General features: G+C 39.3%; 27 protein-coding genes. 10 read left to right on the top strand and 17 right to left on the bottom strand.

Annotation, left to right across the window (positions count from 1 at the left end; all coding sequences use genetic code 11):
* The first annotated feature begins 142 nt into the window (after positions 1–142).
* From ACSQ7D_RS11830 to ACSQ7D_RS11800, 7 genes are all read left to right on the top strand, one after another.
* Positions 143–391 (top strand): phosphopantetheine-binding protein, encoded by a 249-nt coding sequence (locus ACSQ7D_RS11830; RefSeq protein WP_009419675.1) that lies wholly within the window; start codon positions 143–145, stop codon positions 389–391.
* Positions 381–1280, top strand: coding sequence for an LpxL/LpxP family acyltransferase (locus ACSQ7D_RS11825; RefSeq protein WP_009420807.1), 900 nt, complete (start codon positions 381–383; stop codon positions 1278–1280). Before ACSQ7D_RS11830 ends, ACSQ7D_RS11825 begins: the two co-directional genes overlap by 11 nt.
* A complete protein-coding gene (locus tag ACSQ7D_RS11820) occupies positions 1277–2167 on the top strand; it encodes a dialkylrecorsinol condensing enzyme DarA (protein WP_437136366.1) in 891 nt (296 codons plus the stop codon). The genes ACSQ7D_RS11825 and ACSQ7D_RS11820 overlap by 4 nt, the downstream gene beginning before the upstream one ends.
* Before the next feature lie 86 nt (positions 2168–2253).
* A complete protein-coding gene (locus ACSQ7D_RS11815) occupies positions 2254–3381 on the top strand; it encodes a beta-ketoacyl-ACP synthase III (RefSeq protein ID WP_437136365.1) in 1128 nt (375 codons plus the stop codon).
* A 2-nt stretch (positions 3382–3383) separates the two neighbouring features.
* A complete protein-coding gene (locus ACSQ7D_RS11810) occupies positions 3384–3818 on the top strand; it encodes a hypothetical protein (protein WP_437136364.1) in 435 nt (144 codons plus the stop codon).
* 16 nt (positions 3819–3834) lie between these two features.
* A complete protein-coding gene (locus tag ACSQ7D_RS11805; RefSeq protein WP_016479907.1) occupies positions 3835–4272 on the top strand; it encodes a hypothetical protein in 438 nt (145 codons plus the stop codon).
* The gene (locus tag ACSQ7D_RS11800) at positions 4269–4664 is read left to right on the top strand and encodes a hypothetical protein (RefSeq protein WP_048746032.1); all 396 of its coding nucleotides are present in this window, start codon (positions 4269–4271) and stop codon (positions 4662–4664) included. Before ACSQ7D_RS11805 ends, ACSQ7D_RS11800 begins: the two co-directional genes overlap by 4 nt.
* Before the next feature lie 88 nt (positions 4665–4752).
* Here the strand turns inward: ACSQ7D_RS11800 and ACSQ7D_RS11795 are convergent, their stop codons facing one another.
* Genes ACSQ7D_RS11795 through ACSQ7D_RS11780 form a run of 4 tightly spaced genes read right to left on the bottom strand, consistent with a single transcriptional unit; the run spans position 4753 to position 7066 of the window.
* Complete coding sequence (locus ACSQ7D_RS11795) at positions 4753–5142, bottom strand: hypothetical protein (protein ID WP_437136363.1); 390 nt, start codon at positions 5140–5142, stop codon at positions 4753–4755.
* Positions 5143–5197: 55 nt separating this feature from the next.
* On the bottom strand, positions 5198–5656 hold the full coding sequence (locus ACSQ7D_RS11790; protein ID WP_437136362.1) for a hypothetical protein: 459 nt from the start codon (positions 5654–5656) through the stop codon (positions 5198–5200).
* 42 nt (positions 5657–5698) lie between these two features.
* Positions 5699–6178, bottom strand: coding sequence for a hypothetical protein (locus ACSQ7D_RS11785; protein WP_437136361.1), 480 nt, complete (start codon positions 6176–6178; stop codon positions 5699–5701).
* An 18-nt stretch (positions 6179–6196) separates the two neighbouring features.
* Entirely contained in the window at positions 6197–7066 is an 870-nt protein-coding gene (locus ACSQ7D_RS11780) for an AraC family transcriptional regulator (protein ID WP_437136360.1), read from the bottom strand.
* Positions 7067–8297: 1231 nt separating this feature from the next.
* Here ACSQ7D_RS11780 and ACSQ7D_RS11775 point away from each other — a divergent pair.
* Both ACSQ7D_RS11775 and ACSQ7D_RS11770 read left to right on the top strand, forming a co-directional pair.
* Positions 8298–11342, top strand: coding sequence for a SusC/RagA family TonB-linked outer membrane protein (locus ACSQ7D_RS11775; RefSeq protein WP_437136359.1), 3045 nt, complete (start codon positions 8298–8300; stop codon positions 11340–11342).
* Between the two features lie 10 nt (positions 11343–11352).
* Positions 11353–12819 carry a RagB/SusD family nutrient uptake outer membrane protein gene (locus ACSQ7D_RS11770; RefSeq protein ID WP_437136358.1) on the top strand — a complete coding sequence of 489 codons (1467 nt, stop codon included), beginning with the start codon at positions 11353–11355 and terminating at the stop codon, positions 12817–12819.
* Positions 12820–13347: 528 nt separating this feature from the next.
* Here ACSQ7D_RS11770 and ACSQ7D_RS11765 read toward each other — a convergent pair.
* The 6 genes from ACSQ7D_RS11765 to ACSQ7D_RS11740 all read right to left on the bottom strand — a co-directional run bounded on the left by ACSQ7D_RS11765 (position 13348) and on the right by ACSQ7D_RS11740 (position 18010).
* A complete protein-coding gene (locus ACSQ7D_RS11765) occupies positions 13348–14664 on the bottom strand; it encodes a DUF389 domain-containing protein (RefSeq protein ID WP_437136357.1) in 1317 nt (438 codons plus the stop codon).
* Between the two features lie 176 nt (positions 14665–14840).
* Positions 14841–14966 carry a hypothetical protein gene (locus tag ACSQ7D_RS11760; RefSeq protein ID WP_437136356.1) on the bottom strand — a complete coding sequence of 42 codons (126 nt, stop codon included), beginning with the start codon at positions 14964–14966 and terminating at the stop codon, positions 14841–14843.
* Between the two features lie 52 nt (positions 14967–15018).
* Positions 15019–15732: a DUF4197 domain-containing protein gene (locus ACSQ7D_RS11755; RefSeq protein ID WP_002673868.1), complete on the bottom strand. Its 714-nt coding sequence runs from the start codon at positions 15730–15732 to the stop codon at positions 15019–15021.
* Between the two features lie 81 nt (positions 15733–15813).
* Entirely contained in the window at positions 15814–16521 is a 708-nt protein-coding gene (locus ACSQ7D_RS11750; protein WP_437136355.1) for a beta-carotene 15,15'-monooxygenase, read from the bottom strand.
* Positions 16522–16530: 9 nt separating this feature from the next.
* Positions 16531–17373, bottom strand: coding sequence for a DUF3822 family protein (locus ACSQ7D_RS11745; protein WP_015781818.1), 843 nt, complete (start codon positions 17371–17373; stop codon positions 16531–16533).
* Positions 17348–18010, bottom strand: a complete 663-nt coding sequence (locus ACSQ7D_RS11740) for a hypothetical protein (RefSeq protein ID WP_437136354.1) — start codon at positions 18008–18010, stop codon at positions 17348–17350. The genes ACSQ7D_RS11745 and ACSQ7D_RS11740 overlap by 26 nt, the downstream gene beginning before the upstream one ends.
* Positions 18011–18136: 126 nt before the next feature.
* On the opposite strand from ACSQ7D_RS11740, the gene ACSQ7D_RS11735 reads away from it, so the two are divergent.
* Complete coding sequence (locus tag ACSQ7D_RS11735; protein WP_437136353.1) at positions 18137–19558, top strand: ATP-dependent DNA helicase; 1422 nt, start codon at positions 18137–18139, stop codon at positions 19556–19558.
* Positions 19559–19613: 55 nt separating this feature from the next.
* On the opposite strand, the gene ACSQ7D_RS11730 is transcribed toward ACSQ7D_RS11735, so the two are convergent.
* From ACSQ7D_RS11730 to ACSQ7D_RS11700, 7 genes are all read right to left on the bottom strand, one after another.
* Positions 19614–19961, bottom strand: coding sequence for a phage holin family protein (locus ACSQ7D_RS11730; protein ID WP_314786030.1), 348 nt, complete (start codon positions 19959–19961; stop codon positions 19614–19616).
* Positions 19946–20716 carry an alpha/beta fold hydrolase gene (locus tag ACSQ7D_RS11725; RefSeq protein WP_437136352.1) on the bottom strand — a complete coding sequence of 257 codons (771 nt, stop codon included), beginning with the start codon at positions 20714–20716 and terminating at the stop codon, positions 19946–19948. The genes ACSQ7D_RS11730 and ACSQ7D_RS11725 overlap by 16 nt, the downstream gene beginning before the upstream one ends.
* 19 nt (positions 20717–20735) lie before the next feature.
* Positions 20736–21851: a glycoside hydrolase family 6 protein gene (locus ACSQ7D_RS11720; protein ID WP_437136351.1), complete on the bottom strand. Its 1116-nt coding sequence runs from the start codon at positions 21849–21851 to the stop codon at positions 20736–20738.
* Between the two features lie 102 nt (positions 21852–21953).
* Positions 21954–22637, bottom strand: coding sequence for a tRNA (guanosine(46)-N7)-methyltransferase TrmB (trmB, locus tag ACSQ7D_RS11715; protein ID WP_106096365.1), 684 nt, complete (start codon positions 22635–22637; stop codon positions 21954–21956).
* A gap of 22 nt (positions 22638–22659) precedes the next feature.
* The gene (locus tag ACSQ7D_RS11710) at positions 22660–23814 is read right to left on the bottom strand and encodes a 5-(carboxyamino)imidazole ribonucleotide synthase (RefSeq protein ID WP_437136350.1); all 1155 of its coding nucleotides are present in this window, start codon (positions 23812–23814) and stop codon (positions 22660–22662) included.
* A gap of 176 nt (positions 23815–23990) precedes the next feature.
* Entirely contained in the window at positions 23991–24707 is a 717-nt protein-coding gene (locus ACSQ7D_RS11705; RefSeq protein ID WP_437136181.1) for an IS30 family transposase, read from the bottom strand.
* Positions 24667–24951, bottom strand: coding sequence for a helix-turn-helix domain-containing protein (locus tag ACSQ7D_RS11700; RefSeq protein ID WP_264854363.1), 285 nt, complete (start codon positions 24949–24951; stop codon positions 24667–24669). Before ACSQ7D_RS11700 ends, ACSQ7D_RS11705 begins: the two co-directional genes overlap by 41 nt.
* Between the last annotated feature and the right edge of the window lie 166 nt (positions 24952–25117).

Below are 25117 nucleotides of genomic sequence, written 5' to 3'. Positions count from 1 at the left end.
AAAAGTGACTTTTCAGAAGGTTGTTCGATTATAACGATGTAGTTTTTGGCTTTTTGCGAGATGATGTTTGTTAGGAAAATTGGTTATTGACAAAATATTCGTATCTTTGCCCCTTATAAAGTATTAGCTAATAAAAAGAAGAATGAACAGACAGGAGATTATAGACCTTACTACTCGTATTTTTGTTGAGGAATTTGAAGTAGAAGCCAGTGTGATTGCCCCTGAGGCAAACTTCCGCGAATCGTTAGGATTAGATAGCCTTGATTATGTGGATTTGGTGGTGCTGATTGAACAAGAATTTGGTGTGAAATTGGTAGAAGCCGATTTTAAGCCTATCGTAACCTTCAACGACTTTTATACTACCTTAGAAAATAAAGTGAATGCACGCTAACGAACAAGCCAAAACGAAATGGCAAGGCAAGTCTAAGGGTACCGTATTAGGCTATAGTATCTTTGTGTGGCTGATGAAACACTTGGGTATTTATGCTGCTTATGCTTTGCTCATCTTTGTAGCGTTCTACTACTTTTTGTTTGAGTGGCGCTCCAATGGCTATATGTATTACTATTTCCGTCACCGCTTGGGCTATTCGCCTCTGAGAGCAGTAGTGAACTTGTACTTAAATTATTTTACTTTCGGGCAAACTATTATTGATAAGATTGCTATCTTGGCGGGCTTGGAAGAGAAATTTACTTATGAGTTTGATGGAGTAGAAAGCTTACATAAACTATTAGACGAACAACAGAGCGGAATACTTATTTCCGCACACATAGGCAACTTTGAAATTGCTGAACCTTTTTTCAGGAAAATAGATATTGATTTGAAGATAAGCACCGTAACTACCGATATGGAACACTCGGTAATCAAGGAGTATTTGGAGTCGATTTCTAAAAATAAACCCTCGAATCAGTTTATCTATGTGAAAGAAGATATGTCGCATATCTTCAAAATCAACGATGCTATTGGCGACAACAAGATAGTGTGTTTCACGGGAGACCGATATTTTGAAGGGGTGCGTTCGCTCAAAGGAACGCTGTTGGGTGCAGAAGCTACCTTCCCTGCAGGTCCTTTCTTTATAGCCTCGCGCTTGAAAGTGCCAGTGCTTTTCGTTTATGTGATGAAGGAAAGTAGGTTGCATTACCACCTCTACGCCCAAGTAGCTGAGGTGAAAAGTCGCGATGCCCAAGCGCTACTTGATGCTTATACCGAGAATATGGAGCAGATGCTACGAAAGTATCCGCTACAATGGTTTAATTATTTCAACTTTTGGGACGAACAATGAAACGCGTATTGGTAGTATATTACACCCAATCGGGGCAACTCAAAGAGATTATCGATAGTGTACTATCCCCACTCACGGAGGTAACTATCGACTTTTTGCCTATTGATACGGCAGAACCTTTTCCTTTTCCGTGGACAGGCGAGGCGTTTTTTGGAGCTTTCCCAGAGTCGTATTTGCAAATACCCCAGCCCTTAAAACCTTTTCATCTGGCACATACCGATTACGATTTGGTGATATTAGGCTACCAAGTGTGGTATTTGTCGCCTTCTATTCCGTTTAATTCCTTTTTGCAGAGTGAAGCAGGTAAGCAACTGTTACAAGGCAAACCTGTCGTTACCATTTCGGGCACGCGCAATATGTGGGTGATGGCGCACCAGAAAGTGAAAAAACTCTTAACCGACTGTGGGGCGCGCTTAGTGGGCAATATTGCCCTTACCGATAGGCACCACAATCATATCAGTGTGATTACTATTGTGCAGTGGCTCTTTTCGGGCGATAAGAACAAACGCTATCTCGGTGTGTTCCCCAAAGCAGGTGTTGCCGATAAAGACATACAAGGCGCAAGTGTATATGGCACGCTCATTGCTCCTCACCTGCAAACTGGTGATTACACAGGACTGCAACAAGTAATAGTAGCCCACGGAGGTGTGCATTACAAGCGTTTTCTCCTTTCAGCAGAGAAGAAAGGCAATCGCCTTTTCGGCATTTGGGCAAAGATGATTTACGGCAGTAAGAAGCGTAAATTCCTGCTGAAATGCTTCCGCATCTATCTGTATATCGCTATTTGGGTGCTGATGCCCATAGTATGGTTGCTATACTGGCTCACCTACCCATTGTTCTTTTGGAAAGTAGAGAGAGACAAGAAAAAGTTCACAATTGATAATTAAAGGATATAAAAATATAGAATTTGAACAACAGTCTCTTACCTGTTACTTCTTACCTATTATCTGAATAAGCCTTTTACCTGAATAATATGAACGTTTATATAACAAAAGCAAGTAAATATTTACCTAACAATCCCATTGGCAACGAGCAAATGGAGACTTTCTTAGGTCTCATAAACCAAAATGCCTCTAAAGCACGACGCCTCGTGCTCCGCAACAATGGTATTCTCACCCGTTACTATGCTCTTGATGAGCAAGGTAACCCTACTCATAACAATGCCCAGCTTACGGCTTTGGCAGTACAAAATCTATTGGACGGCGAAGTGCCTTGGGATACTATCGAGGTGCTCTCTTGCGGTACCTCTACCCCCGATGTGCTCTTGCCCTCGCACACTTCTATGGTGCACGGACTCTTGGGCGGACACTCGGTAGAACTGAATGCCTCTTCAGGGGTGTGTAACTCAGGAATGAATGCCCTCAAATTTGGGTACTTATCAGTAAAGGCAGGCAATAGTGTGAATGCAGTATGCACGGGCTCTGAACGTGTATCGGCGTGGTTGCGTGCCGATAAATACGAAAACGAAGTACAACTTTTAGCCGAGTTGGAAGCACACCCAGCCATTGCTTTTAAAAAAGATTTCTTGCGCTTTATGCTCTCCGATGGGGCTGGGGCTTTTCTGTTAGAAAACAAACCGCGTGAAGGTGCTTTGCAAATAGAGTGGATGGACGCTTATTCGTATGCTCACGAGCTCGAAGCGTGTATGTATGCCGGTGGCGACAAGCTCCCCGATGGCAACCTCAAAGGTTGGAGCGAATACCCTGCCGAAGCGTGGCTTAGTGAATCTATTTTTGCTATCAAGCAAGATGTGAAGCTACTCAATGAGAATATTTTGCTAAAAGGCGCTGAGAGTATGCGTGCTACCTTAGATAAACACCAACTATCGGCAGATAATATTACCTATTTCTTGCCTCATATCTCGTCTTGTTATTTCAAAGAACGCTTGTATGAAGCCCTCAAAACAGTAGGTATCGACCTTCCGTTAGAACGTTGGTTTATCAACCTCCCCGAAGTAGGCAATGTAGGCTCTGCTTCTGCTTATTTGATGTTAGAAGCCTTGATACACTCAGGCAAACTCAAAACGGGCGATACGGTGTTGCTATCAGTGCCCGAGAGTGGTAGATTCTCCTATTCTTATGCTTTTTTAAAGGTTGTTTAACTATGGGGTTACCAATTACAGATAAAAATAAAATCCTTACTCTTATACCCCAGCGTACTCCCATTGTAATGGTAGATGCTCTTTGGGAGTATACCCCCACCGAGGGAGTGGCAGGGCTCACCATTGTCCCCAGCAACCTCTTTGTACAGCAAGGGGTATTCTTAGAAAGCGGACTCATAGAGCACATTGCCCAAAGCATTGCCTTGCACAAAGGTTATTACTACTATCTCAACGGGAAACCTGCCCCTATGGGGTATATAGGAGCAATTAAAAACATAGAGATACAATCGCTACCCAAAGTAGGCGATACGCTTAAAACACACATCACTATCCAGCAAGAGTTTATGGACGTTACCCTCGTAACAATGCAAACCTTTATAGGTGATACCCTTATCGCCCAAGGCGAAATGAAAACCGTACTTGCTCCTAACCCCTGAACCCTGACACCTGAATATGAACATATCAATCCACAAATACCTCCCCCACCGTCCGCCGATGCAAATGGTAGATACCATTACCGACATCAGTAATACACACGTAGTTACTGAGTTTGAGGTGAAGCCTACTTGCATATTTGTGGAAGAGGGGAAGTTTGCCGAAGTAGGACTCATCGAAAATATGGCGCAAACCTGTTCGGCAATTGTGGGGCAGTTTCTCTTTGGTATAGAAGATACGTCAAACTATGTGATAGGCTACATCAGTGCGATTAAGAAATTGGAACTCTTCGCCTTGCCTAAGGTACAAGAGGTGGTACGCACCGAAGCTGAATTGCTTTCTCGTTTCGATACCGATGAGTATTACATCTGCTCAATGCGTTGTAATGCCTTTGTAGGAGATATTCTTATGGCAACTGCTGAAATGAACTTAGTAATTAAAAATCTAACGGAATGAAAGAAACCGAACTACCTCAGGAAAAAGGTGCCTTACAGGACTTTACAGAACTGTGCTATGTAACCGATGACGAAGGCAACTACACCACCCTATCCAGTTCGGGCTGGGAGGTGAAGAGCATTGCCTTAGAAGCCTCGCTCAGCCGTTTGCAAGAGCAGATTGACGAGGCAAAAGCCGATGTGCTTGCAGGACGTAAAAGCCCCATAGTGTATTATATGCTCCTCAACCGTATGGATTGGGCAGTCCTTGCCGATGCTATGCACCGCTGGCAATGGGTTATCAAGCGTCACGCCAAACCTTCGGTATTCAAAAAACTATCTTCTAAAACGCTACAACAATATGCTGAGGTGTTTGACATTACGGTGGAAGAACTGTGTGAGTTAAGCAAATAAAAGTCCCTTACTCTAAATGAGTAAAGGACTTCGTTTTATTACTTTTCATACTGTAATAGACTGTGTGGCTCTCCCCATTTCAACTAATTTACTGTTTGGTATAGCTTCCTTCAACACGACCATTATGAGTTACTCTTATCTTGTTACCTCCTTCTTTTTCGAATACAAAAACTTGTTCAGAGGAACCGATTTTATAGCTAACCTTATAAGTATTATTTGTTTTCAGGTCTTTTATATTAGTAACCGGCAGATTCTTTTCCTTAAAACAGTTCGTATTACCTAAGGTTATTTGGCAAAAGTCATCGGTTTTAAAGGCATAACCGAACTGCTTGTTGTTGGTCGTCCAATAGCCTTGAATCCACTTCGGAGGGAGAAATCTTGCCGTAGAGATGTCCCCTTCTTCTGTACCATTGTTGTCGTCTTTTCCGCAAGCAAACATTCCTACAAAGGCTACTAATAATAGAATTGCTTTTTTCATCGTTTATTACTTTTTAAAATTATTATTGGTGCAAATACACAACTACTCTTTTTAATTACAAACCTTTCGCTGCTTTCTCTTTCATATAAATAACTACTTCCTCTGTCGATAGTTTTCGCAACTGCTCAGGTTGGTAAGCCTTATACTGAGGAGTGACCAATAAAGGCTCTGACAACAGGCTACGCTTTTGCTTATTCTTCTGCAAATAACTCTCCAATTCCGATAAAGAAGGAAAGATTTTGTATTGTTTTTTGCCTTTAATATCTTCTATTTCGTAAATACCACAGGCTTGCTCCCATATTACCTCAGCAGCACGCAAATATAAGGTAGCAATAGCAAGAGTTTTAAAAGGGAAGAGAGCACGGAACTTCCCCTTATCATCTACATCAGCACAGATACATCTGCCACAAGTACTACAAATATACTGCCTGTGGTGTAGCAAGCACTCTTTGAGGTTTAACAAAGGCGTGATGCGACTATCTATCGCATAACACTCAGGACAAGCTTCTTTCATTGTGCTATTATTTTAAAATCTGATATAAACTGCTTATATAGCTCACGCCATTTCAAGTAATTGACTAATTTCCTCAGCGTGTGTACGACAGTAGTACATCACAAAAGCAATGTAAGGCACAAAGAGAACGATGCTCCACACTAAACCGCGAGCAAACGCTTTGTAATCACCAATGCGATAGAGCACATAGCCTGCCCAAATTAGGTTGAGTGTCATTGTAATATGCGACATTTGAGCAAAGATGTTAGCACCACTCCACGTAAAGGTAAAGAGCCCCATCGTACCAAAATAGTACATTGGCAGGAAGGCAAGCGGTAGCCAAACAGTCTTTTTAGTCACCCAAAAGACGATAAGGCAACCTAAATACACCAAGCTACTAGGAGAACAAGCGTTGTAAGCCAACCATTGCTCAAAGTTTACTTTCAGAGTAAAAAAGAAGTAACCACTCCCTGAAAGGGTAAGCAATAATAAGACAATCGCCAAAGCGATACCTGTGATTTTTTCTGTTTTTGTAAGATTCATAATGTTAGAAATTAGAAGTTAGGAAATTGCCCGTGCAGTTTGCACTGGGATATATATCTCAGTTTTCAGTTTCTCTTCGGGGGTACGACGGCAGTCGTTGAGGTATTTCTCGAACATAGGTTCATCGCGCACTTCGTATTCACTATCTACCACCCAGCGCATAGCAGCATCGTAGACAGCTGAGAGCTGAGTATAACTACCTTGATAGAAAAAGATTGCATATTTGCCTCCTGCTAAGGTTTTACAACTCACTTCACCTGAGGGTTTAGCCGGCTTGTGAATAGCCAAACTCACCTCGGAACGTTGCAAAGAGGCTTCGGTAATTTTAGGGTCGTCATACGAAACACATATCGACTCAATGCCTTTGGTAAAGAGTTTTTGCGATTTTACAACACCCCACAATTGTTCATAAGCTTTGTTGTAGTTAAGTGTCCCGTATTCTCCTGTAAGAGCTACGTAAATAAGACTTTTGGGCTCAAGCTCTACTATCTTTGGAGCTTTGAGCACTACTTCTGGATTGTTTATTTCTTTCTTCATAATATAAATATCTCTGTTTGTTCTATACTGAGTAGGGGTAATACCATATTGATTCTTAAACGCTTTGGAAAGAGAGGCAGGCGTTTCATACCCTATATTAAAAGCTATTTCTTCTACCGAAAGCTTCGAATAGCGTAACAGCTGGGCTGCCGTTTCTATGCGCAAACGAGCAATAAAGGCAATGGGTGATTCTCCTTTAAGCGCTTTAAAGATGCGACAAAAATGAAAATTAGATAAGTTAGCCACATTGGCGAGAGTTTTTATCTTTATAGAAGTATCGAGATGACCATTGATGTATTCCGCGACTTTGTTGATACGCTGAGTGTAATCGTTATGAGTAATGAATTTCATACAGATTTATTTTGAATTTCTGTGGCAAAGATACGGCACTTTTCCAAAGAAGTCTTTTCCTATCTTGCTAATTTCACCCTGTAAGTTCATCTTTCCGTCACCACATTCCTCTTTTTTCCGTCGCTACATTCCCCCTTTTCCGCCATACTCCCCCCTAGTGCCTATTCCCTAAGACCCCACACCACCCCATTTTCTCATTTCCAAATTTCTTAATTCTCTAATTATTCTTTCTCCTTTCCGTCGCTACATTCCCCCTCTCCTTGGGAGAAGTCTCCGAATAGGAGAGTATGTGAACGGGGTGAGGATTCTCTTTCTTTCGCCTCGAAACCCCGATTTTAACATTTTTAGCACTGTCGTATTACAGTATGAATCAACAACTTATACACCCTTCCTATACCAATCGTCCAAGATTCGTATAAGCTTCCTATAAGCTCTCTATAAGCTAACCCCACCCATCTAATACCCTTTTTTCATCAAAACTCTTCTCAACTCCCTTCCGTTCTTCTCCGTTCTCTTTCGAGCACTCCTAACAGCCCTAACATATCGCTTTTGCGGTACGCACTTTGCCAAAGTTTAAACCTCCAGCCTCTCTCTTTCCCTGAACTTCTCCTGAGCCTCTCCATTTTTCGCCATCAACCCATACTAATTTAACGTCAGTTTTATATATATATCAATACTGATTTACAGTTGTCTTTATATTGTAATCTGTGAAATCCAGCAACGCAGTTGTCAATTCGTGCCCATCACATTTGTCAATTATCAATTGTCAATTGAAAAACTTTCCGTGCAATCCGTGTAATCTGTGCGAGATTTTCAGACAATTTGTAGCCTATTTGTTTGATTTTTTTTTTAAAGATTTGTAAGATTTCTGTAGCGCAAGCTACACTTTTCTTACATCGAACTCACGTTAATTTACTAATTTCCAAATTCTCTCATTTCCTTATTTCCTCATTGTGATATTTGTAACATTCTATTAGTTATTTTGTAACAAAAACACTGTTTTTTTACTGAAATAATTTTGCATAAAAACAGTGCATAATAGGCATTTCTTTGCGTTTTCATCAAAGAAATGCCTATTTTATTGCAAAAAACGCAAAGAAATCGCGTTTTTATGATTTTTTTCTCATCTATTTTTTGCAAACATTATGAGTAAATTTGTTAAGGATAAATTTGGAACTTAACAGAAAACTTTTCTACCTTTGCACCAGTTTATAAAATAATGTTATAGAAGATGAGATTAAACAAAGTATCTTTCGCACTATTTTTAATACTAATAGTGCAAGGCTTCTCGTGGGCGCAGGAACGAGAAGTGACAGGAACAGTACGCGATGCTAGTGGAACTGAAATGATGGGCGTAGCTGTAATAGTAAAAGGAGAACAACACGGTGTTCAAACCGACTTTAATGGTCGTTATAGCATCAAGGTTGCTCCAGGTAAGACCTTAGAGTTCTCATTCTTAGGAATGAAAACCCAAAATCGCAAAGTAGGCACTTCAGGTCGCATTGATGTAGTAATGCAAGAAGAAGCCCAAGTGATTGACGAGGTAATAGTAACGGGTTATATGCAAACTAAAAAGGATGCAGTCTCTGCCGGGGTAACGACTATTGGATCTGAAAACTTAAGTAAGTTAAATCCGTCTACTTCTGTGGATAATATGCTACAGGGGAAAGCTGTAGGGGTAGATGTTACTGCCTTAAATGGTAAACCAGGACAAACAGCCTATATGAAAGTGCGTGGTGCCGTATCCTTAAATGTAAAAGGAGGAGATAAATCGCAACCATTATATGTAGTAGATGGAGTATTTGTAGATAAAGACGATATGAATATACTAAACCCCAACGATATAGAATCAATGTCAGTATTGAAAGATGCGTCGGCAACTGCTCTCTACGGTTCGCGTGGGGCTAATGGAGTAGTATTGATTACTACCAAGCAAGGGAAAAAAGGACGTACAAAGTTCACCTATACAGCTCGTACAGGCTTTGGAGACAAAGCTCCAGATCCTTTTGAAATGATGAATGCTGAAGAAAAAATACGCTATGAAGAAGCTGTAGACCCAAATACTTATAGAAGAACAGCTGATAAGAAAGAGAGACTCATCAGTTATGACAATGATTGGAAAAAGAATATCTTGAAAACAACCTTTATTACTTCACATATGCTTTCGGCTTCAGGAGCATCAGAAGACACTAATTATTTTATATCAGGTGGTTGGGATAAAAATACAGGTATATTGAAATACTTAGATGGTTTTAATCGCTATACAGCTCGTTTAAATCTCAATACAAAGATGACTGATAAAGTGAAATTTGGTTTTACTTCGAGTTTGTCACAAACTAAAACAGACGAACCTCGTGATAGGTATAACCAACAGAACCCCTTTGCGGCAATGTATTGGTACAATCCGTACGAAAATATATATAAAAGAGATGAAAATACAGGTCAGTTTATAAAAGATAAAAAAACAGGAGAGTACGTATATGAGGTGGGATCACAAGTACTATCTATCATAGAAGCTCTTCAAGCACAACCAGAAGAAGTAAAAACAACTCAGCTTTTAGCGAGTGCTTTTGCGAGTTATGATATAACTCCTGCACTTACTTTCACTACACGTTATTCGGCTAACTATAAACGTTACAAAAAAGAGTACTACGTTCAGCCAGGTTCTATATTAGACCAAATAACAGGAAGTAAGACAAACCCTGGCTCCAAAGCCGATTCAGGAAGTGATAGGTATAATTATACTTGGCTCAACCAATTGACCTATTTAAAATCATTTGGCAAGCACAATGTTAATGCTACCTTATTTACTGAATATACTGATAATTATTATCACTCTTATTATTTGAGAAGTAAAGGATATATGTCTAAGTTCTTAACGACCCAAGATAATGGGGCTAAGCCTGAAAATGTAGAAACTACAAAATCTGAAAGTGCGATGTTCTCAGTTGCGGCTGCTCTAAACTATGATTACAATGAAAAATATAGCCTTACAGGGTCAGTACGTAGAGATGGAGCTTCACGCTTTGGAAAAGACAATCGTTATGGAAACTTCTGGAGTGTAGGAGCTGGTTGGGATATTGCCAAAGAAGAGTTTATGAAAAGTGCCGAATGGCTTAATCGCGCTAAACTAACGGTATCATATGGTACTACTGGTAACTGGGATATTCCTAACTATGCTGCCAAAGGGTATTATCTATCAACTTCTTATGGAGATTTTCCAGCTGCTGTATTCAAAAGTAGTATTGCCAACTCTAACCTCACTTGGGAAACACAAAAATCTTTTAATGTGGGAGCAGAATTGGCAGCTTTTAGCAATCGATTGTCAGTAACAGGTAGTTACTTTACCAATACTCGTGAAAACTTCTTGTTTGAAATACCTCACTCTTGGGAAGAAGGAGGCTATACCCAATACGTGAATACAGGTAATATGAAAAATTCAGGTATTGAGCTTTCGGTGAGTGGAGATGTGATAAAAACTCCTAATTTCAAATGGAATCTGGGAGCTAACATTACCTTTATGAACTATAATATAGAAAGTTTAGGAGATGGCAGAGATGACTTAACTGTGGGTAATTCAAGTATGCTAAAAGTGGGTGAACTACCTTTTGTGTATTATATGAAACGTTATGCAGGAGTAGACCCTGCAAATGGTGATGCACTTTATTACCAAAAACTATACGATAGAAATGGCAATGAAACAGGCGAACTAAAAACAACTAATAATTACAAAGACGCTAGTCAGTTTGTATTGTCAGGAAAAAGTCCTTTTGCAAAACAATTTGGAGGGTTTAACACTTCTTTTGTCTATAAAGGAATAGATTTAAATGCTGATTTTTCATTTAAATTAGGTAACTATATTTACAACCAAGTTGCCCAAGATTTGCTCAGTGATGGGGCTAATGTAAATATGAATCAAAGAAAAGACGCCTTGGATTATTGGAAAAATCCAGGAGATAACAAATTACCACGCTTAGACGCAAGTTTCAATCAATCATCTGATAGATTTTTGCAAGATGGTTCTTATTTGCGATTCAGAACTCTATCACTCGGTTATACTTTCCCTAAAGATGCTGTAAATGGTTTAGGATTGCGTATCTTTGTACAAGGACAAAATTTGTACACTTGGACAAAATTTGAAGGAGACCCTGAAGTATCTATAGGGGCTGCTGAATCACAATTACGAGCAAATCAAGAGTTTATTTCAGGTGAAGTGTATTTATACTCTTATCCTACTTTACGCACTTTCTCAATGGGACTTGACTTAACTTTTTAATCGCATAACTATGAAAAAAATATATAAAAAAATAGGACTTTTATTATCGCTTGCCACATTATTTACGGCTTGTGATTTAGACCGTGAACCTTACGATGGGATAGAATCAGAAAAACTCTTCTCTACTGTCGAAGGAGCACAAACCGCCTTAAAAGGTGTATATACAAGTTTCCAAAATTATGGCTACTATCACAATAATGGAGGGCTTTTTATATGCCCAGATATCCTTTCGGACAATCTTACCTATAACCCAAAAGGTAGAGGAACTTTTCGTACCTTATACGAGATGCGCTACAATAAAACTGAGAATGGTTATAATCTCTATAAAAGAGGATACCTTCTTGTAAGTAGAGCCAACAACATTTTGGATAATCTCGATAACCTAAAACAGGCTACCGATGCTGTAAAAAATGCTATAAAAGGAGAAGCCTTAGCTCTTCGAGCTATTGGTCATTTTGATGTAGCACGCGTATATTGCAAAATCCCTACACAGTCAGCAGATGCTAAACAAAGTATGGGGATAGCTTACTTGAAGAGTTTTGACCCAGAAGGAAAACCTCGTCGTTATGGGACTACTGTGGATAATACCTATAAGGAAATTATATCCGATTTAGAAACAGCTCTTACCCTAATGGACGATACCAAAAAGGACGGTCAGCTAAATAAAACAGCGGTTAAAGCTATTCTTTCAAGAGTGTATCTCTATTATGGAAACTATCAGAAAGCAAAAGATTATGCTGATGCAGCTATAGCTGATGGTTCATTTAATATTGCTCCTCGTGACCAGTTTGCTAATGTATGGAAAGACGCTTATACTAAAAATGTACTTTTCCGTATTCTTTTTACTGAAAAAGATAGAATACAAATAGGATCTGCCTACGGTCAAAAAACAAATGGACAAAATAAAGCTGAATTTGTTTGTTCCTATGATTTATACCAATTGTATCAGAATACCGATATACGCAAATCAACTACTATTTCTACTGACACCTATGATTCTGGGCTATATAACACAATTTCTAAATATCTTGGTAGAGATGGAGGTAGTGCTAATATAGTAGATGGCAAATACATTCGTATAGAAGAAGTCTATCTCACACGAGCAGAAGCGAATTACAGATTAGGAAATACTGCCCAAGCTTTAGCCGACCTCGATGCAGTGAGAGCACAACGCTATTCAGGATTTGTGAGCGGTAATGAATCAGGTACTGCTTTATTAGATGCAATACTATTAGAGCGCCGTTTAGAATTGGCATTTGAAGGCGATCGCTTCTTTACCTTGAAAAGACTTGGACTCCCTATACAACGGAATGCAACTAAAGGAGCTCTTGCTGATGGTACAGGTACCCCTCCAGCAGCAAGATGGGTAACCCTTCCTGCAGGTGATTATCGTTGGCAATTACCTATCCCTGAAGAAGCATTTAATTCCAACTCTGCTTTAATAAAAAGTGAAGACCAGAATCCTGGTTATTATTAATAGAAATCTAAACTATCTTATCTTATAAACAAACATTCCCTGCAATGCCTCTGGCATTGCAGGGAATGTTGTTATAATTTACACTACTTATTTACCGCGTGGTTATAAAGCACCATTACTTTATACCAGTCTATTACGTTAAAGAATTTAGTTAGTCACTGCTTTACCAAAAGCCATTTAAAAGTTTTTAAAACTACCAAAGTCACGCCTATGTTTGTATTACAATCTGTATAAATCTAGTAACAAAGCTACTAATTCGTACCCATCACATTTGTCAATTATCAATTGTCAATTGTCAATTGAAAGACTATCCGTGTAATCTGTGTGTAGTCTGCGAGCTGGCATAGCAGAGTATGTGTCTAAAGGTAGCTTGCTACCTATTTGTTTAATATTTTTAAGATTTATAAGATTTCTGTAGTGTAAGCTACACTTTTCTTACATCGGACTCACACTAATTTAACAGTCCATACAGTTCACACCACGGGGATTTCATTTTCTCATTTTCTAATATACTAATTTTCTAATTCCCTAATCTGCTAATCTGCAAATCACTTTCTTGTCGCCAAACTTCTCAGCGAGCCATTGTTGCAACTTTTGGCGATCCACTTCTTTGGCTACCTCTTTGCCTTTTACAGTCTCTTTTTTAGGTGTGTAGAGCATCACCGTAGTGAGAGGAGGGTTGCCTTTTCCCGAAAAATCTGTCAGTTTTCCAAAATAAAAACTCTCAATATTAGGGAACAATACTTTTATTTCTTTGGCAAAAGTAGGGTCGGTATATTTGTATTGCGCCAACTCTTCTTTTAGCTGATTTATCTTTATGTCTTTATTAGAAAGCGACGCCTTGTTTTTGTTGATTTCCGATAGCATCTCTTTGTCAATATCCGACTCTTTTTGCCTAATGATGAGTTCAGTATTGTGCAATTTGAAGTTTTTGAGGTTGCTTTGTAGTGTTTTTACTTCCTCATCGGTAAATTTCTTGTCTAAAAAAGCCAATTCAATGGTTTTAGGCGAGGCATTGTAGTGTATTTTCTTGTAAATAATGGTATAACCGCTGTTTTCAAACTCGGCAGTGATATAATGAGCTACATTCTCGTGGAATTCCTTCTCTTTCAAAAGGCTATATGCCAAATACAAACTAGGGGTAACAATAAGGATTACCAATGTGGTGATAACAACGCGCAAACGCTTGTTGAGCGCTTCGTTACCCGTGTTTTTAGGAGTGTATTTCAGGTATTTGATGATGAGGAAAGTAGCAATCCCAATGAAGAAACAGTTGATGCTATATAGATAGAAAGCTCCTAAAAAAAAACTAATATTACCCGTAGCCAAGCCAAATCCAGCTGTACAAAGCGGTGGCATCAAAGCAGTAGCAATTGCCACCCCTGGTATAGGGTTCCCTCTGTCTTCTCGGGTGAGGGAGATAGCTCCTACCAACCCACCTACAAAGGCGATAAGCACATCATAAATGGTAGGCGAAGTACGTGCCAAAAGCTCTGACTGTACATCTTTAAACGGACTGATATAGAAGTAGATAAACGATACTATAAGACTCACCACAGTAGCGATGAACAAACTCTTGCCCGTTTTCTTCAACAGGTCGAAATCATAAGTAGCCAATGCAAATCCTGCCCCTACGATAGGTCCCATCAAAGGAGAAATAAGCATCGCCCCGATAATTACAGCAGTAGAATTCACGTTTAACCCAATAGAAGCAATCAGGATAGCACAAGCCAAAATCCATAGATTAGCGCCACGAAAAGAGATATTGCTAAGGATATCTTCAATTACTTTTTCCTTTTTCTCTTCCCCCTGATGTAAATTAAAAAGCTTTTTCAAAAAACTCATAATGTAAGATATTAGATGTTAGTTTTTAGTCATTAGTACAAACGACTAATGCTTTTTATGTGAAGTGCAAAGATAAGCATAATTTATCAATTAACCAATATGCTAATTTGTCGATTAGTGGCGCAAAACTATAAGATATTAAATGAAGTAGCAAATGTATTCGTCTGCTATTCAGTTTAATACCTATTATTGTTCGGTGTAGACCCACTGTAGACCCACTGTAGACCCACTGTAGAGCCACTGTAGAGCCACTGTAAAGCCACTATGTGCTCGGTATAGGTTCGGTGTATATAGGAATACAAAATCGCCGTGCGCTATTCATACCGCACGACGATTATTATAAGGGATTTGCTATTATTTATTATCCTGCATCGCAAACACCGATTTTAGTAGAGGGGTAGTGCGCGCTGCTATGTTCGTGCGTATTTCCTTCTCCTTATCGCCCACCTTCACAAACAATCCATTGATAGCCTGTTGAGTAACGTATTTAGTAAGGTTCGGTTCAACGGGCTTTACCAATGGTATTTGGTTATATTTGTTGATAATGTTCTCCCATACCTTATCGGCACCTACTTCACTAAGCGAGGCTTGCACTTTGGGAGCAAAAGCAGTCTCCAAAGAACTATAAGTGCTGTTTTTTAGGTAGGTAGTCGCTGCGGTATTGTCACCTTTTAAGATGTTCATCGCATCGGTAAAAGTCATATTTCGTATCGCCGATAAAAAGATAGGCTTCGCCTGGCTCACAGCATTTTCGGCTGCTTCGTTTAGTACTTTTAGCCCTTGGTCAGCCAAAGAACCTAACCCCACCGAACGCAAAGTTTTATCTACCTTCTGGAGTTCTTCGGGTAAGAGAATGCGCACCGCTTGGTCTTTAAAATAACCACCGTCTTTGCTCAGTAAATCCACCCCACTACTTACCCCCATTTCAAGGGCTTGTTTGAGTCCGCTGGCTACATTAAATCCGCTACCACCTTGGGTAGTGTTGCCCATAACTTGTTGCAATTCGTCGCAACTGTTCAGAGTAAAAGAGCCCATTGTTAAGAGCCCCAAAAGCATTACTTTTTTCATATATTTGTTTTATTAATTTTTAACTGTCTTTTTCTTATTTCATCTGTATAAGTAGCGTAAATAGTAGCAGAAAATTATTATTTACCTTTTATTTATTGAAAGGTATATACTGAAAATGCTCGCAAAAAGTATCGGGAAGGTAATCACAATGCCTATACCAAAAGAAAGAAAGCCTGCTAATACAAAAACACAACCCAAAAAGGTAATGATAAGAGCAGTGAAAGGTGCAAGCATTATTCTTCTATAACTCTCTCCCATAGCCTTGAAAAGAGGTTTGTTTTCCAAAATAATAATCGGGATAGTGAGTACAAATACTAACGAGATGATAGTGTTAAAGGCAAGTCCTAACGAGTACATTCCTATGGCAGAAAAGCCTACTAATATAAAAGTTTTAAGGCACATTTGCAGAATAACGTGGCTTAAAATAGCACTTGTTTCAGGAGCGCGATAATAAGTGAATAGGTTGCTCAAAGTAGCGCGTTCCCCTTGGATTACCGTCGCGTAGTTCTTGTAAATACCTGCTGTAAAAGGGGTAATGATGCCATCTACAAGCAACGAGAAGAACCAAAATTTAATAACAAAACTGTGGCTACGGGCTAAAGCTACAAGCTTTTCGGGGTTGCTTTGCAGAGCTATGATATCCTCTAAAGGCATTCCGAAGATAGTAGTAATAAGAGAAGCGTAAACTAAAAACACTACTGTAAATAAAATAAGAGAGCCCAAAAGGTGCACTCCGAAAGTACTTTGGTATAGTTTAAAAGTATTGCGCAATATGTTCAAAAATTTCATAGCAATAGGTTAAAAAGATTGGGTGAGCACAAAATTCCGACGAATGAGCTCTTCGTCCATTCCTGCAGCAAAATGTTCCTTATGGTATTTCAGGAGGTAAATATACCTCACATAACGCCTTACCTTATTATAAAACAGTGCTGTAGGTTCTACTTCCCCTGTGATATAAAGAGGCACTTGCTCAGTATCGATGTCCAATTGTTCAATAGAGAAAAGAATGTAATACAAGAAGTCTTCAATGGTTTCATAACTGAACCTATTGAAGTAATACAGTTTTTTACCTCTAAACACTACAAAGTAAAAAGAGCCTACTTCGGCATAGATATACATCACTTCGAAAGCGTGCGAAGAGTAGTGTTTGAGGAACATACGTAGTAGTGAAGTAGCAAAGTGTTGGTAGTCGAACCTACCGTAATAAGAAAGTAGTGCGTTATTTACTATTGTATTGGGCAAATAAGCATTCACCGTTTCAATAGATATGATTCTATCAATTTCCACGGTATAGGGTTCCGCCTCCGATACATCTATACTGTATTTGAGGTATTCCAGCATTTCGTCTTTTCCGCCGTAAAGAGACTGTGGGATAAAAGCAAAAGAAGGGGTATTGTGTAAAACCTTAATAGTATCGAAATCTTGGCGGAGGTCGTCTTCACTTTGTATCACAAAATAAATTTGCCTATCAATTTCTTCTTTGCTCTTATAGCTGAAGTTGATAGGAAAATTATAAATAGCCTCTACACACAGAAGTACAGGGTTAAACACACAAAAAGAAAGTCCATCCAAGTTTATTTGAATGGACAATTCCTTAAAGTACGTTTTAAACTGATTATTGCTTTGCAATTTTTGCGTCATAAGAAGTTGGCCAGTTACCGTTTTCAGTAAGCTCTTCGAGTGAACCTACTTGAATATTAGGACCTCTTACATCTTCTACCGATGTTTTTGCAATTTCTTTTTCTACTAAGTCTTCATCAAGACCTTGTAGCACCACTCTCTTAGGCACATACGCTTCAAAAACGGAAGATTTTACATTGTTCTTGTCGGTAATTTCTCCTGTTTTCATTATAAACTGACCAGGAATTTTACCTTTAATAGGAGGCAAATCGCGCAAATGCAAATAACGATTATCGCCTTTAAACAATGAATCTTTTACTGATACGTGCCCCAAAGTATCAATAACTACACCTTGGCGCATTACCGTAATTTTAAAAGTCTCATCGAAAGCATTCCAGCTTGTGTCGCGTTGTGAAGTAATAGTAAATTGTGCAGTTTCGATGAACTTAGTAAGCTCATCAAAATTATCGGCATATTTGCCGTTGAGTCTCAAATAAGCATCTTGCGCTGCACGGATATCTTTTAGTTTCTTAATTACCTCGGTGTAGCGTTCCTCCTTAATTTTTTTGAACTCAATAGGGCCTGTGATAGACCTGTAAATTAGGTAGCAAAATACTAAACCTAATGCCCAAAATGCAATAGTTACAATTTTTTTCATCGTTTTAATTCTATAAATTAATAATAACTTTCTTGACTGGTATTGCGCAAAACTACAATCTTTTTTTGAAACAAAAAAATTATTTTAACTTTTTTTTATAATTTTGCTCTCAGAACAGTTTTTATTATGAACGAAAAAGCCTTTTTTAGCGCCCTTATTAGTGCCTTTAAACACGAGCCTACTCCTTTGCAAGATATTGCTTTACAAAAGATTACAGAATATCTGTTCTCAGCAGATGCTTCTGATAAACTTTTTTTACTAAAAGGTTTTGCTGGAACTGGAAAAACTTCTATCACCAACTGTCTTATCCGTACTTTACCGCTCATAAACCACCAATCGGTGTTATTAGCACCTACCGGTAGGGCAGCCAAAGTGATGACCTATTTCACCCAAAGGCAGGCTTTCACTATTCACAAATATATTTATTACTCCAAAGCTGATGGTACTGATGTATCCTTCAAACTGCGTGCCAATAAGCTCCAAAATACTTTATTTATAGTAGATGAGGCTTCGATGATTGCTGATAACGACTATCAACTCTTTGAGCGCCCTTCATTATTAAACGACTTAATGCGCTTTGTGTATTCAGGGAAAAACTGCAAACTATTACTTATAGGCGATACTGCGCAATTGCCTCCTGTTAATACCCTCGAAAGTCCTGCACTGAATATTCCTTATTTAGAATATCAGTTTCAAAAAGAAGTGCTTACGGTTACGCTTACTGAGGTGGTACGCCAGCGACGGAAGTCGGGGATATTGCGCAATGCTACCCGTTTGCGCAAACATATCTTCTCTTCGCTTACTGAAAAACAGTTCGCTTTTAAGATAAATCATCACCCTGATATAATACGACTTACTGACGGGGCTGAAATACAAGACGCTATTAGTGAGGCGTATGACGATTATGGTTCAGAAGAAACTGCGGTAATAGTGCGCTCCAACAAGCGCGCGGTGGCTTGGAACAACCAAATACGCAGGGTGATTTTAGACGTTGAAGACGAAATAGCTGCGGGAGACTTGCTAATGGTGGTTAAGAATAATTACTTTTGGTGTAAGGATAATTCGCAAGTAAGTTTTATTGCCAATGGTGATACTATAGAGGTATTACAACTTTATGACTTTACAGAAGCCTATGGTTTCCGCTTTGCTGAGGTATCGGCTCAGCTTATTGATTATCCCGAAGAGCCTCCGTTTGATACGGTTATATTATTAGACACTTTAAACAGTGAAGCTCCTGCCTTATCACCGGCTCAAAGCAATCAGCTTTATGAAGAAGTACTCGCTGATTACGCTGATGAACCTACGGCTTATAAAAGATATCAGAAAGTGAAAGAAAACCCTTATTTCAATGCTTTGCAGGTGAAGTTTTCATATGCGATTACTTGCCATAAGAGTCAAGGGGGGCAATGGGACGCTGTGTTTGTGGAGAAACCTTACTTACCTGATGATATCATAGATGAAGGTTACTTGCGATGGCTTTATACGGCTATCACTCGTGCTAAAGAAAGGGTCTACTTGGTAGGGTTTAAAGACGAGGATTTTGGTTAAGAATTAAGAGTTGAAGAAAGATGAGTTTTTTGAGTGACTTCAACTTTGGCAATAATTAGTTTCTTACTCTTCCAAAAGGAGCAAGAGCTAATGCCTGAGCTAACGAAAGGCAAGTGCTGAACATCAGTCCGCCCCAGAAGCCGTGTACTACAAAGCCACCTACTAATTTGCTTGCCAGGAGCACAATTACAGTGTTGATGATAAATAAAAAGAGCCCAAAAGTCATAAAGGTAATAGGGAAAGCAATGAACTCTAATATAGGGCGTACAATACCATTGAGAAGTGAGAGCACAAAGGCTACCACGAGTGCTGTGAAGAAGTTCTCGATATGAGCCCCCATATTTAGGTAGCCCAATACAAAAACAAGGGTTGCGGAGATGAATAAGCTTATAAAGTATCGCATAGAAAATGTATGGTTTTATTGTAAAATTCAATAGGGTTTTGAGCGTGTAACCAGTGTCCTGCTTTGCTCACCGTATCGATAATAGCGTGTGGGAAGTGAGTGCGAATAAGGGCTTCGTCTTCGGGCATCACATACTCAGAATACTCTCCTTTTAAAAAGAGCGTTTTACCCTCGAACACGTTACTATCAGGGAGTTCAGCTCCTATCTCGCTTTCATTCTCAATTAAAGCAGGGAGATTCAGGCGCAAGCCCAATCGGTCTTTGGTTTCCCAATAAAGGTTTTTCAGTAGGAATTGTCGCACTCCTATATCGCTTACATAAGCTGAGAGTGCTTCATCGGCTTCGGCACGTGAATGTATTATATCGAAATTTAAGGACGCTAAACCTTGTAAACAAGCTCCGTGATGCTCAGGAAAGTATTTAGGCGACATATCAGCAACGATGAGAGAAAGCACTCTATCGGGGTGTTCGGTAGCGAAAAGCATTGCTGTTTTGCCTCCCATAGAATGCCCCATCAGGTGAAAGACTTTCAATCCGTGAGCGTCAGCATATGCAAGCAAATCTTGTGCCATTAGAGGATAGCTGAAATCGGGGCTGTGAAAACTACGACCGTGGTTGCGTTGGTCTACTAAATGCACTTGAAAGCCCGCTTCGGCATATTTGAGCCCCAAAGTACGCCAGTTATCTGACATACCCAAAAAGCCGTGCAGGATAATGAAGGGAGTACCTTCGCCTATAATTTGAGAATGTAACATAGTTATTTAGTAAGATAATTTAAAAGTTGTTAGGGACTTTCCACTCTTCTATAATTCCTTTTTCAATAGCTTTTTGCACTAATGATTTTGCTACTGCGGGATACCAAGAGCCTGCCTCAGGATCGCCATTGGCACAAGTACCATCGGATAAGCCAGGATGTTTAATCCACAAATAAGCGTCGGCGTGAGGAGCAGAGGTTTTGGTGGTAGGGCGTACTCCTAAAGCAGCGTTGAAATTGTTACAACTGTAATAATAAGCCTTATTGGTTTGTTTAGGGCTATCGATACCATTGCGGGAGGTGTCTATCACGTAGTATTTTGTGCCTAAGTTTTTCTTTTGGAGCGTTTGTACGAACTCTTCGCTCCACTTTTCAGCCCGAGGAGTCCCTCTGTGGTCGGCGACGTTGGTAACAAAGCCACGCATATACCGGATACCGCCATCTATTACCGCTTGGGCAGCTTCTTCTTGTTTGAGTTCTGTTCCGCCAATATGCAAATACAGCAACGCATTTGGGTTGTTATCAGCAAAGGTTTTCCCTACATAAGTGAGGAGTTCAGCGCGTTCTTTGTATTTTGCATCGTTGTATTTCCAGCCTTTTTTTAAACAAAAGTTATGGGCATCGGGTTCTACAATCACTATTATAGGGGTTTTGCCAATAATAGCACTGGTGCGATCTATCCACGCCTTATAAGAAGCAGCCGTTTTATGACCTCCAGTTGAATACGAGCCACAATCTCTATAAGGAATACCGTAGAGTGTGATGATAGGTGTTTTTTGTTGTGCCTTTGCGCCTTCGATGAGGCGTTTTGAGGTACTATCGTCGAAGGCTTCTACGCCTTCGAACCATTCAGCTGTGGGAGTAGCGGCTATTTGGTAATAGAGTTTCTTTAAGTAAGGGTCTTTTTCTTGCTTAGTCATTTCATAAGCCTTAGTTTCCGTAAAGAGATAGAAAGGCTTGGAATAAGCTAATAAAGAACTGTCTCCTTTTTTAGGCTCTTCCTTTTTAGGGTTCTCTTTTTTAGGATTTTCTTTTTGTAGAATCTCTTCAGTGTTACTGTTTTTGTTACAAGAGATGGTTGCGAAGCATATCACAATGATGAGATACGGATATGTAAGAAAAATGAGTTTTTTCATTGGATAATATAATCAATGATTAATGGTTATTTGATGATTCTTCGGTTAAGGTTCGTCACATACTCAGCTGTGAGCTTTCGCTGGCTTCCTCCAAAGAGGGAATTAATGTAGGGCTCTTATCTGAAAGCGAATGTAGGTAATAGGTTTGTTTTGCTCCAAATAGAACTGCTCATAAAAGGTTTTAATTTCGGTTACTTCTTCGGGTACACCGTCGCTGTTATAGATGTTGTGATTGGCATAGAGTACTTTATGCCCTGCTCCGTGTAACAATCCTAGCGTATAGCCGTGCATAAACTCACTATCGGTTTTTAGGTGGATATAACCCTCAGGAGCAAGGATATGCTGATACCGCGTTAGAAAATCGGCGTTTGTAAGGCGGTGCTTGGTGCGCTTGTATTTAATTTGAGGGTCGGGGAAGGTAATCCATATTTCGCTTACTTCCTCAGGGGCAAAACAACATTCGATGAGTTCTATTTGGGTGCGCAAGAAGGCTACATTGGTAATATTTTCGTCAGTAGCAGTTTTAGCACCTCGCCAAAAGCGTGCTCCTTTGATATCGATACCTATAAAATTCTTCTGAGGGTAGCGTTTGGCTAAGCCCACTGAGTATTCGCCTTTACCACAACCCAATTCTAAGACAATAGGGTGATTGTTCTTAAAAAAGAGTTCGTTCCACCGACCTTTATAGGCAAAAGCACCGTTAAGGAGCTCTTCGCGTGAAGGTTGGATTACATTGGCAAAGGTTTTATTTTCTTCAAAGCGTTTGAGTTTGTTTTTGCTTCCCATAGATTGAGTGAATAGAGAAAAGTTAGGCGATTACGCGTATGGTGTTCTTTACTTGTTCGGCTATTTGGCGTGCTTTGTTGATATTTGGGTTTACAATGGTTACGTGTCCCATTTTCCTAAAAGGGCGTGTTTCTTTTTTGCCGTAGATATGGGGGGTTACGCCTTCCATTGCCATTATCTGTTCGATGTTTTCATACACTACCTTTCCTTGATAGCCTTCTGCTCCTACAAGATTCACCATTACGCCTGCGACCTTACTTTCGGTACTTCCTAAGGGCAGGTTTAAGATAGCGCGCAGGTGTTGCTCAAACTGATTGGTATAAGCTGCCTCGATACTGTAATGCCCTGAGTTATGTGGGCGAGGAGCGACTTCGTTTACCAAAATCTCATCGTTTTCTGTTTGAAAGAGTTCGACGGCTAAGAGTCCTACTACTTCAAAAGCTTGGGCTACTTGTATTGCAATAGTACGTGCTTTTTGAGCGACAGCCTCTTCAATACGCGCAGGACAGAGCACATACTCCACCTGATTGGCTTCGGGGTGGAACTCCATTTCTACCACAGGGTAGGTGCGCACCTGACCCTTTGCATTACGAGCTACGATTACTGCCAATTCCTTTTTGAAAGGCACTAAGCTTTCGGCAATGCACTGGTCGTTAGGTAAAAGATTTAGGTCGGTGAGCTGGCGGACGATTTTCACGCCATTACCGTCGTACCCGAAGCGTGCTGACTTCCATACGAAAGGCAAAGAGAGCTGTTGTTCATTGATTGCCTTTTTCAGACTTTCGGTATTTTGAAAGACTTGAAAAGGAGCGGTAGGGATACCGTGAGTGGCATAAAACTGTTTTTGAGTGGCTTTATTTTGGATATTCTTGATAGTTTGAGGGCAGGGATATACTTTTACCCCTTCGGTTTGTAGTTTCTCTAAAGCTTCTACGTTTACGTTTTCGATTTCAATGGTGAGTACTCCTACGTCTTTACCAAAGTTATATACGGTATTAAAGTCGGTAAGGTTGCCTTGCACAAAGGTGTTGCAGGCAATGCGACAAGGAGCATCGGGGGAGGGGTCGAGCACCTTGGTGGTGATATCGAACTTGCGAGTTTCGGTAAGGAGCATCTTGCCTAACTGACCTCCGCCAAGGATTCCGAGTGTAAAATCGGAAGAGAAATAATGGGGCATATTGCTTTTAATGATTAGTGGTTAGAGGTTAATGGTTAATGAGGAGGCAAAGATACGAAATTAATTTTTAATACCAAAAAAGCGAAGAATGCCAATAATACTGATTAATGTCAAAAATGCCAAAAAAACTAAATAATGCCAGAGGGGTCGCCCATTCCACCATCAAGTGCAATTTTTCAGATTACTTTCTGATAGAATAAATCTTTAGGTTTTTCAAAATCTAATACTTTTCTTGGTCTATTATTAATTTTATATTGATATTCTTTAATTTCTTTATCTGTAATATTTTTAAAATCAATGTTTTTTGGTATGTATTGCCGTACAAGACCATTAGTGTGTTCACTAAGACCTCGCTCCCAAGAACTATAAGGATGAGCAAAGAAAAATTGTAGGTTCAATTTCTTTTCAACTCGCTTAAAGTCAGAAAATTCATTACCATTGTCAGCAGTAATTGTCTTTATATAGTTTTTGTAAGGCAAGGTCATATCTATAAGTTCATCTGCTAATGATTTAGCTTTCTTTCCTTCTTTTAACTTTCTCATAAATAACATTTTAGTAGTCATTTCAACCAATGTAAGTATCGCTCCTTTATTTCCTGCTCCTACAATTAAATCTATTTCCCAGTGTCCAAACTCTGTTTTCTGACTTATAACCTCAGGACGTTCTTCAATAGACTTTTTATCTTCTACTTTCTTTTTACAAGTGTACAATGCTCTACTTCTATGCTTAAGCTGATGACGAGTGTGTTTGTATAGTTCGCCTCCGTTTTCTTTGTCTTGGTGAATGAAATTATAGATAGTTGTTTTTCCAACCATTGGTATTCTATTTTTTTTACAATACCCTACAATTTGCTCAACAGACCACTTGTTCTTCAGTGATATGCTTAATAACAAAAACTTTCATTTCTTTAGTAAATTTACGTTCTTTCCTAAAACGTTCTTTACGCTCTTCTGAGATTTCTTGAGCTACTTTTGGACTGTATTTTCCTGTCTTTGTTTTGTTTCTTGACAGCTCTCGACTGACGGTAGAGGGATTACACTCTGCATAAAGAGCAATATCTTTTTGTTTGATTCCGCTTGCTTTTAAAGCAGAAATTACCGACCTTTGCACCAAATTTAAATGCTTATATTCTTTCATTGTCATTTACAAAGAAAAGCATTTATTTTGAAAGAGAAAAGACTTTTATAGTTTTTTCTCTTTTTTTATTTCTCAGAGGGTTTTGCCTCTAAGGGACAACCCTCTGAAAAATAAAAGTTTTACTAAAATTTACTACTTAAAATTGCAATTATTAGTGGAACTTACA

The organism is Capnocytophaga sp. G1920, assembly GCF_051417515.1.
Note: the sequence above shows the minus strand (reverse complement) of the source record. Positions and strands in the feature narration are given on the sequence as shown.

Excerpts from the sequence above, each read along its gene's own strand:
- ACSQ7D_RS11830 (WP_009419675.1), top strand. The coding sequence starts at position 143 with ATGAACAGACAGGAGATTATAGACCTTACTACTCGTATTTTTGTTGAG.
- ACSQ7D_RS11825 (WP_009420807.1), top strand. The coding sequence starts at position 381 with ATGCACGCTAACGAACAAGCCAAAACGAAATGGCAAGGCAAGTCTAAG.
- ACSQ7D_RS11820 (WP_437136366.1), top strand. The coding sequence starts at position 1,277 with ATGAAACGCGTATTGGTAGTATATTACACCCAATCGGGGCAACTCAAA.
- ACSQ7D_RS11815 (WP_437136365.1), top strand. The coding sequence starts at position 2,254 with ATGAACGTTTATATAACAAAAGCAAGTAAATATTTACCTAACAATCCC.
- ACSQ7D_RS11810 (WP_437136364.1), top strand. The coding sequence starts at position 3,384 with ATGGGGTTACCAATTACAGATAAAAATAAAATCCTTACTCTTATACCC.
- ACSQ7D_RS11805 (WP_016479907.1), top strand. The coding sequence starts at position 3,835 with ATGAACATATCAATCCACAAATACCTCCCCCACCGTCCGCCGATGCAA.
- ACSQ7D_RS11800 (WP_048746032.1), top strand. The coding sequence starts at position 4,269 with ATGAAAGAAACCGAACTACCTCAGGAAAAAGGTGCCTTACAGGACTTT.
- ACSQ7D_RS11795 (WP_437136363.1), bottom strand. The coding sequence starts at position 5,142 with ATGAAAAAAGCAATTCTATTATTAGTAGCCTTTGTAGGAATGTTTGCT.
- ACSQ7D_RS11790 (WP_437136362.1), bottom strand. The coding sequence starts at position 5,656 with ATGAAAGAAGCTTGTCCTGAGTGTTATGCGATAGATAGTCGCATCACG.
- ACSQ7D_RS11785 (WP_437136361.1), bottom strand. The coding sequence starts at position 6,178 with ATGAATCTTACAAAAACAGAAAAAATCACAGGTATCGCTTTGGCGATT.
- ACSQ7D_RS11780 (WP_437136360.1), bottom strand. The coding sequence starts at position 7,066 with ATGAAATTCATTACTCATAACGATTACACTCAGCGTATCAACAAAGTC.
- ACSQ7D_RS11775 (WP_437136359.1), top strand. The coding sequence starts at position 8,298 with ATGAGATTAAACAAAGTATCTTTCGCACTATTTTTAATACTAATAGTG.
- ACSQ7D_RS11770 (WP_437136358.1), top strand. The coding sequence starts at position 11,353 with ATGAAAAAAATATATAAAAAAATAGGACTTTTATTATCGCTTGCCACA.
- ACSQ7D_RS11765 (WP_437136357.1), bottom strand. The coding sequence starts at position 14,664 with ATGAGTTTTTTGAAAAAGCTTTTTAATTTACATCAGGGGGAAGAGAAA.
- ACSQ7D_RS11755 (WP_002673868.1), bottom strand. The coding sequence starts at position 15,732 with ATGAAAAAAGTAATGCTTTTGGGGCTCTTAACAATGGGCTCTTTTACT.
- ACSQ7D_RS11750 (WP_437136355.1), bottom strand. The coding sequence starts at position 16,521 with ATGAAATTTTTGAACATATTGCGCAATACTTTTAAACTATACCAAAGT.
- ACSQ7D_RS11745 (WP_015781818.1), bottom strand. The coding sequence starts at position 17,373 with ATGACGCAAAAATTGCAAAGCAATAATCAGTTTAAAACGTACTTTAAG.
- ACSQ7D_RS11740 (WP_437136354.1), bottom strand. The coding sequence starts at position 18,010 with ATGAAAAAAATTGTAACTATTGCATTTTGGGCATTAGGTTTAGTATTT.
- ACSQ7D_RS11735 (WP_437136353.1), top strand. The coding sequence starts at position 18,137 with ATGAACGAAAAAGCCTTTTTTAGCGCCCTTATTAGTGCCTTTAAACAC.
- ACSQ7D_RS11730 (WP_314786030.1), bottom strand. The coding sequence starts at position 19,961 with ATGCGATACTTTATAAGCTTATTCATCTCCGCAACCCTTGTTTTTGTA.
- ACSQ7D_RS11725 (WP_437136352.1), bottom strand. The coding sequence starts at position 20,716 with ATGTTACATTCTCAAATTATAGGCGAAGGTACTCCCTTCATTATCCTG.
- ACSQ7D_RS11720 (WP_437136351.1), bottom strand. The coding sequence starts at position 21,851 with ATGAAAAAACTCATTTTTCTTACATATCCGTATCTCATCATTGTGATA.
- trmB (WP_106096365.1), bottom strand. The coding sequence starts at position 22,637 with ATGGGAAGCAAAAACAAACTCAAACGCTTTGAAGAAAATAAAACCTTT.
- ACSQ7D_RS11710 (WP_437136350.1), bottom strand. The coding sequence starts at position 23,814 with ATGCCCCATTATTTCTCTTCCGATTTTACACTCGGAATCCTTGGCGGA.
- ACSQ7D_RS11700 (WP_264854363.1), bottom strand. The coding sequence starts at position 24,951 with ATGAAAGAATATAAGCATTTAAATTTGGTGCAAAGGTCGGTAATTTCT.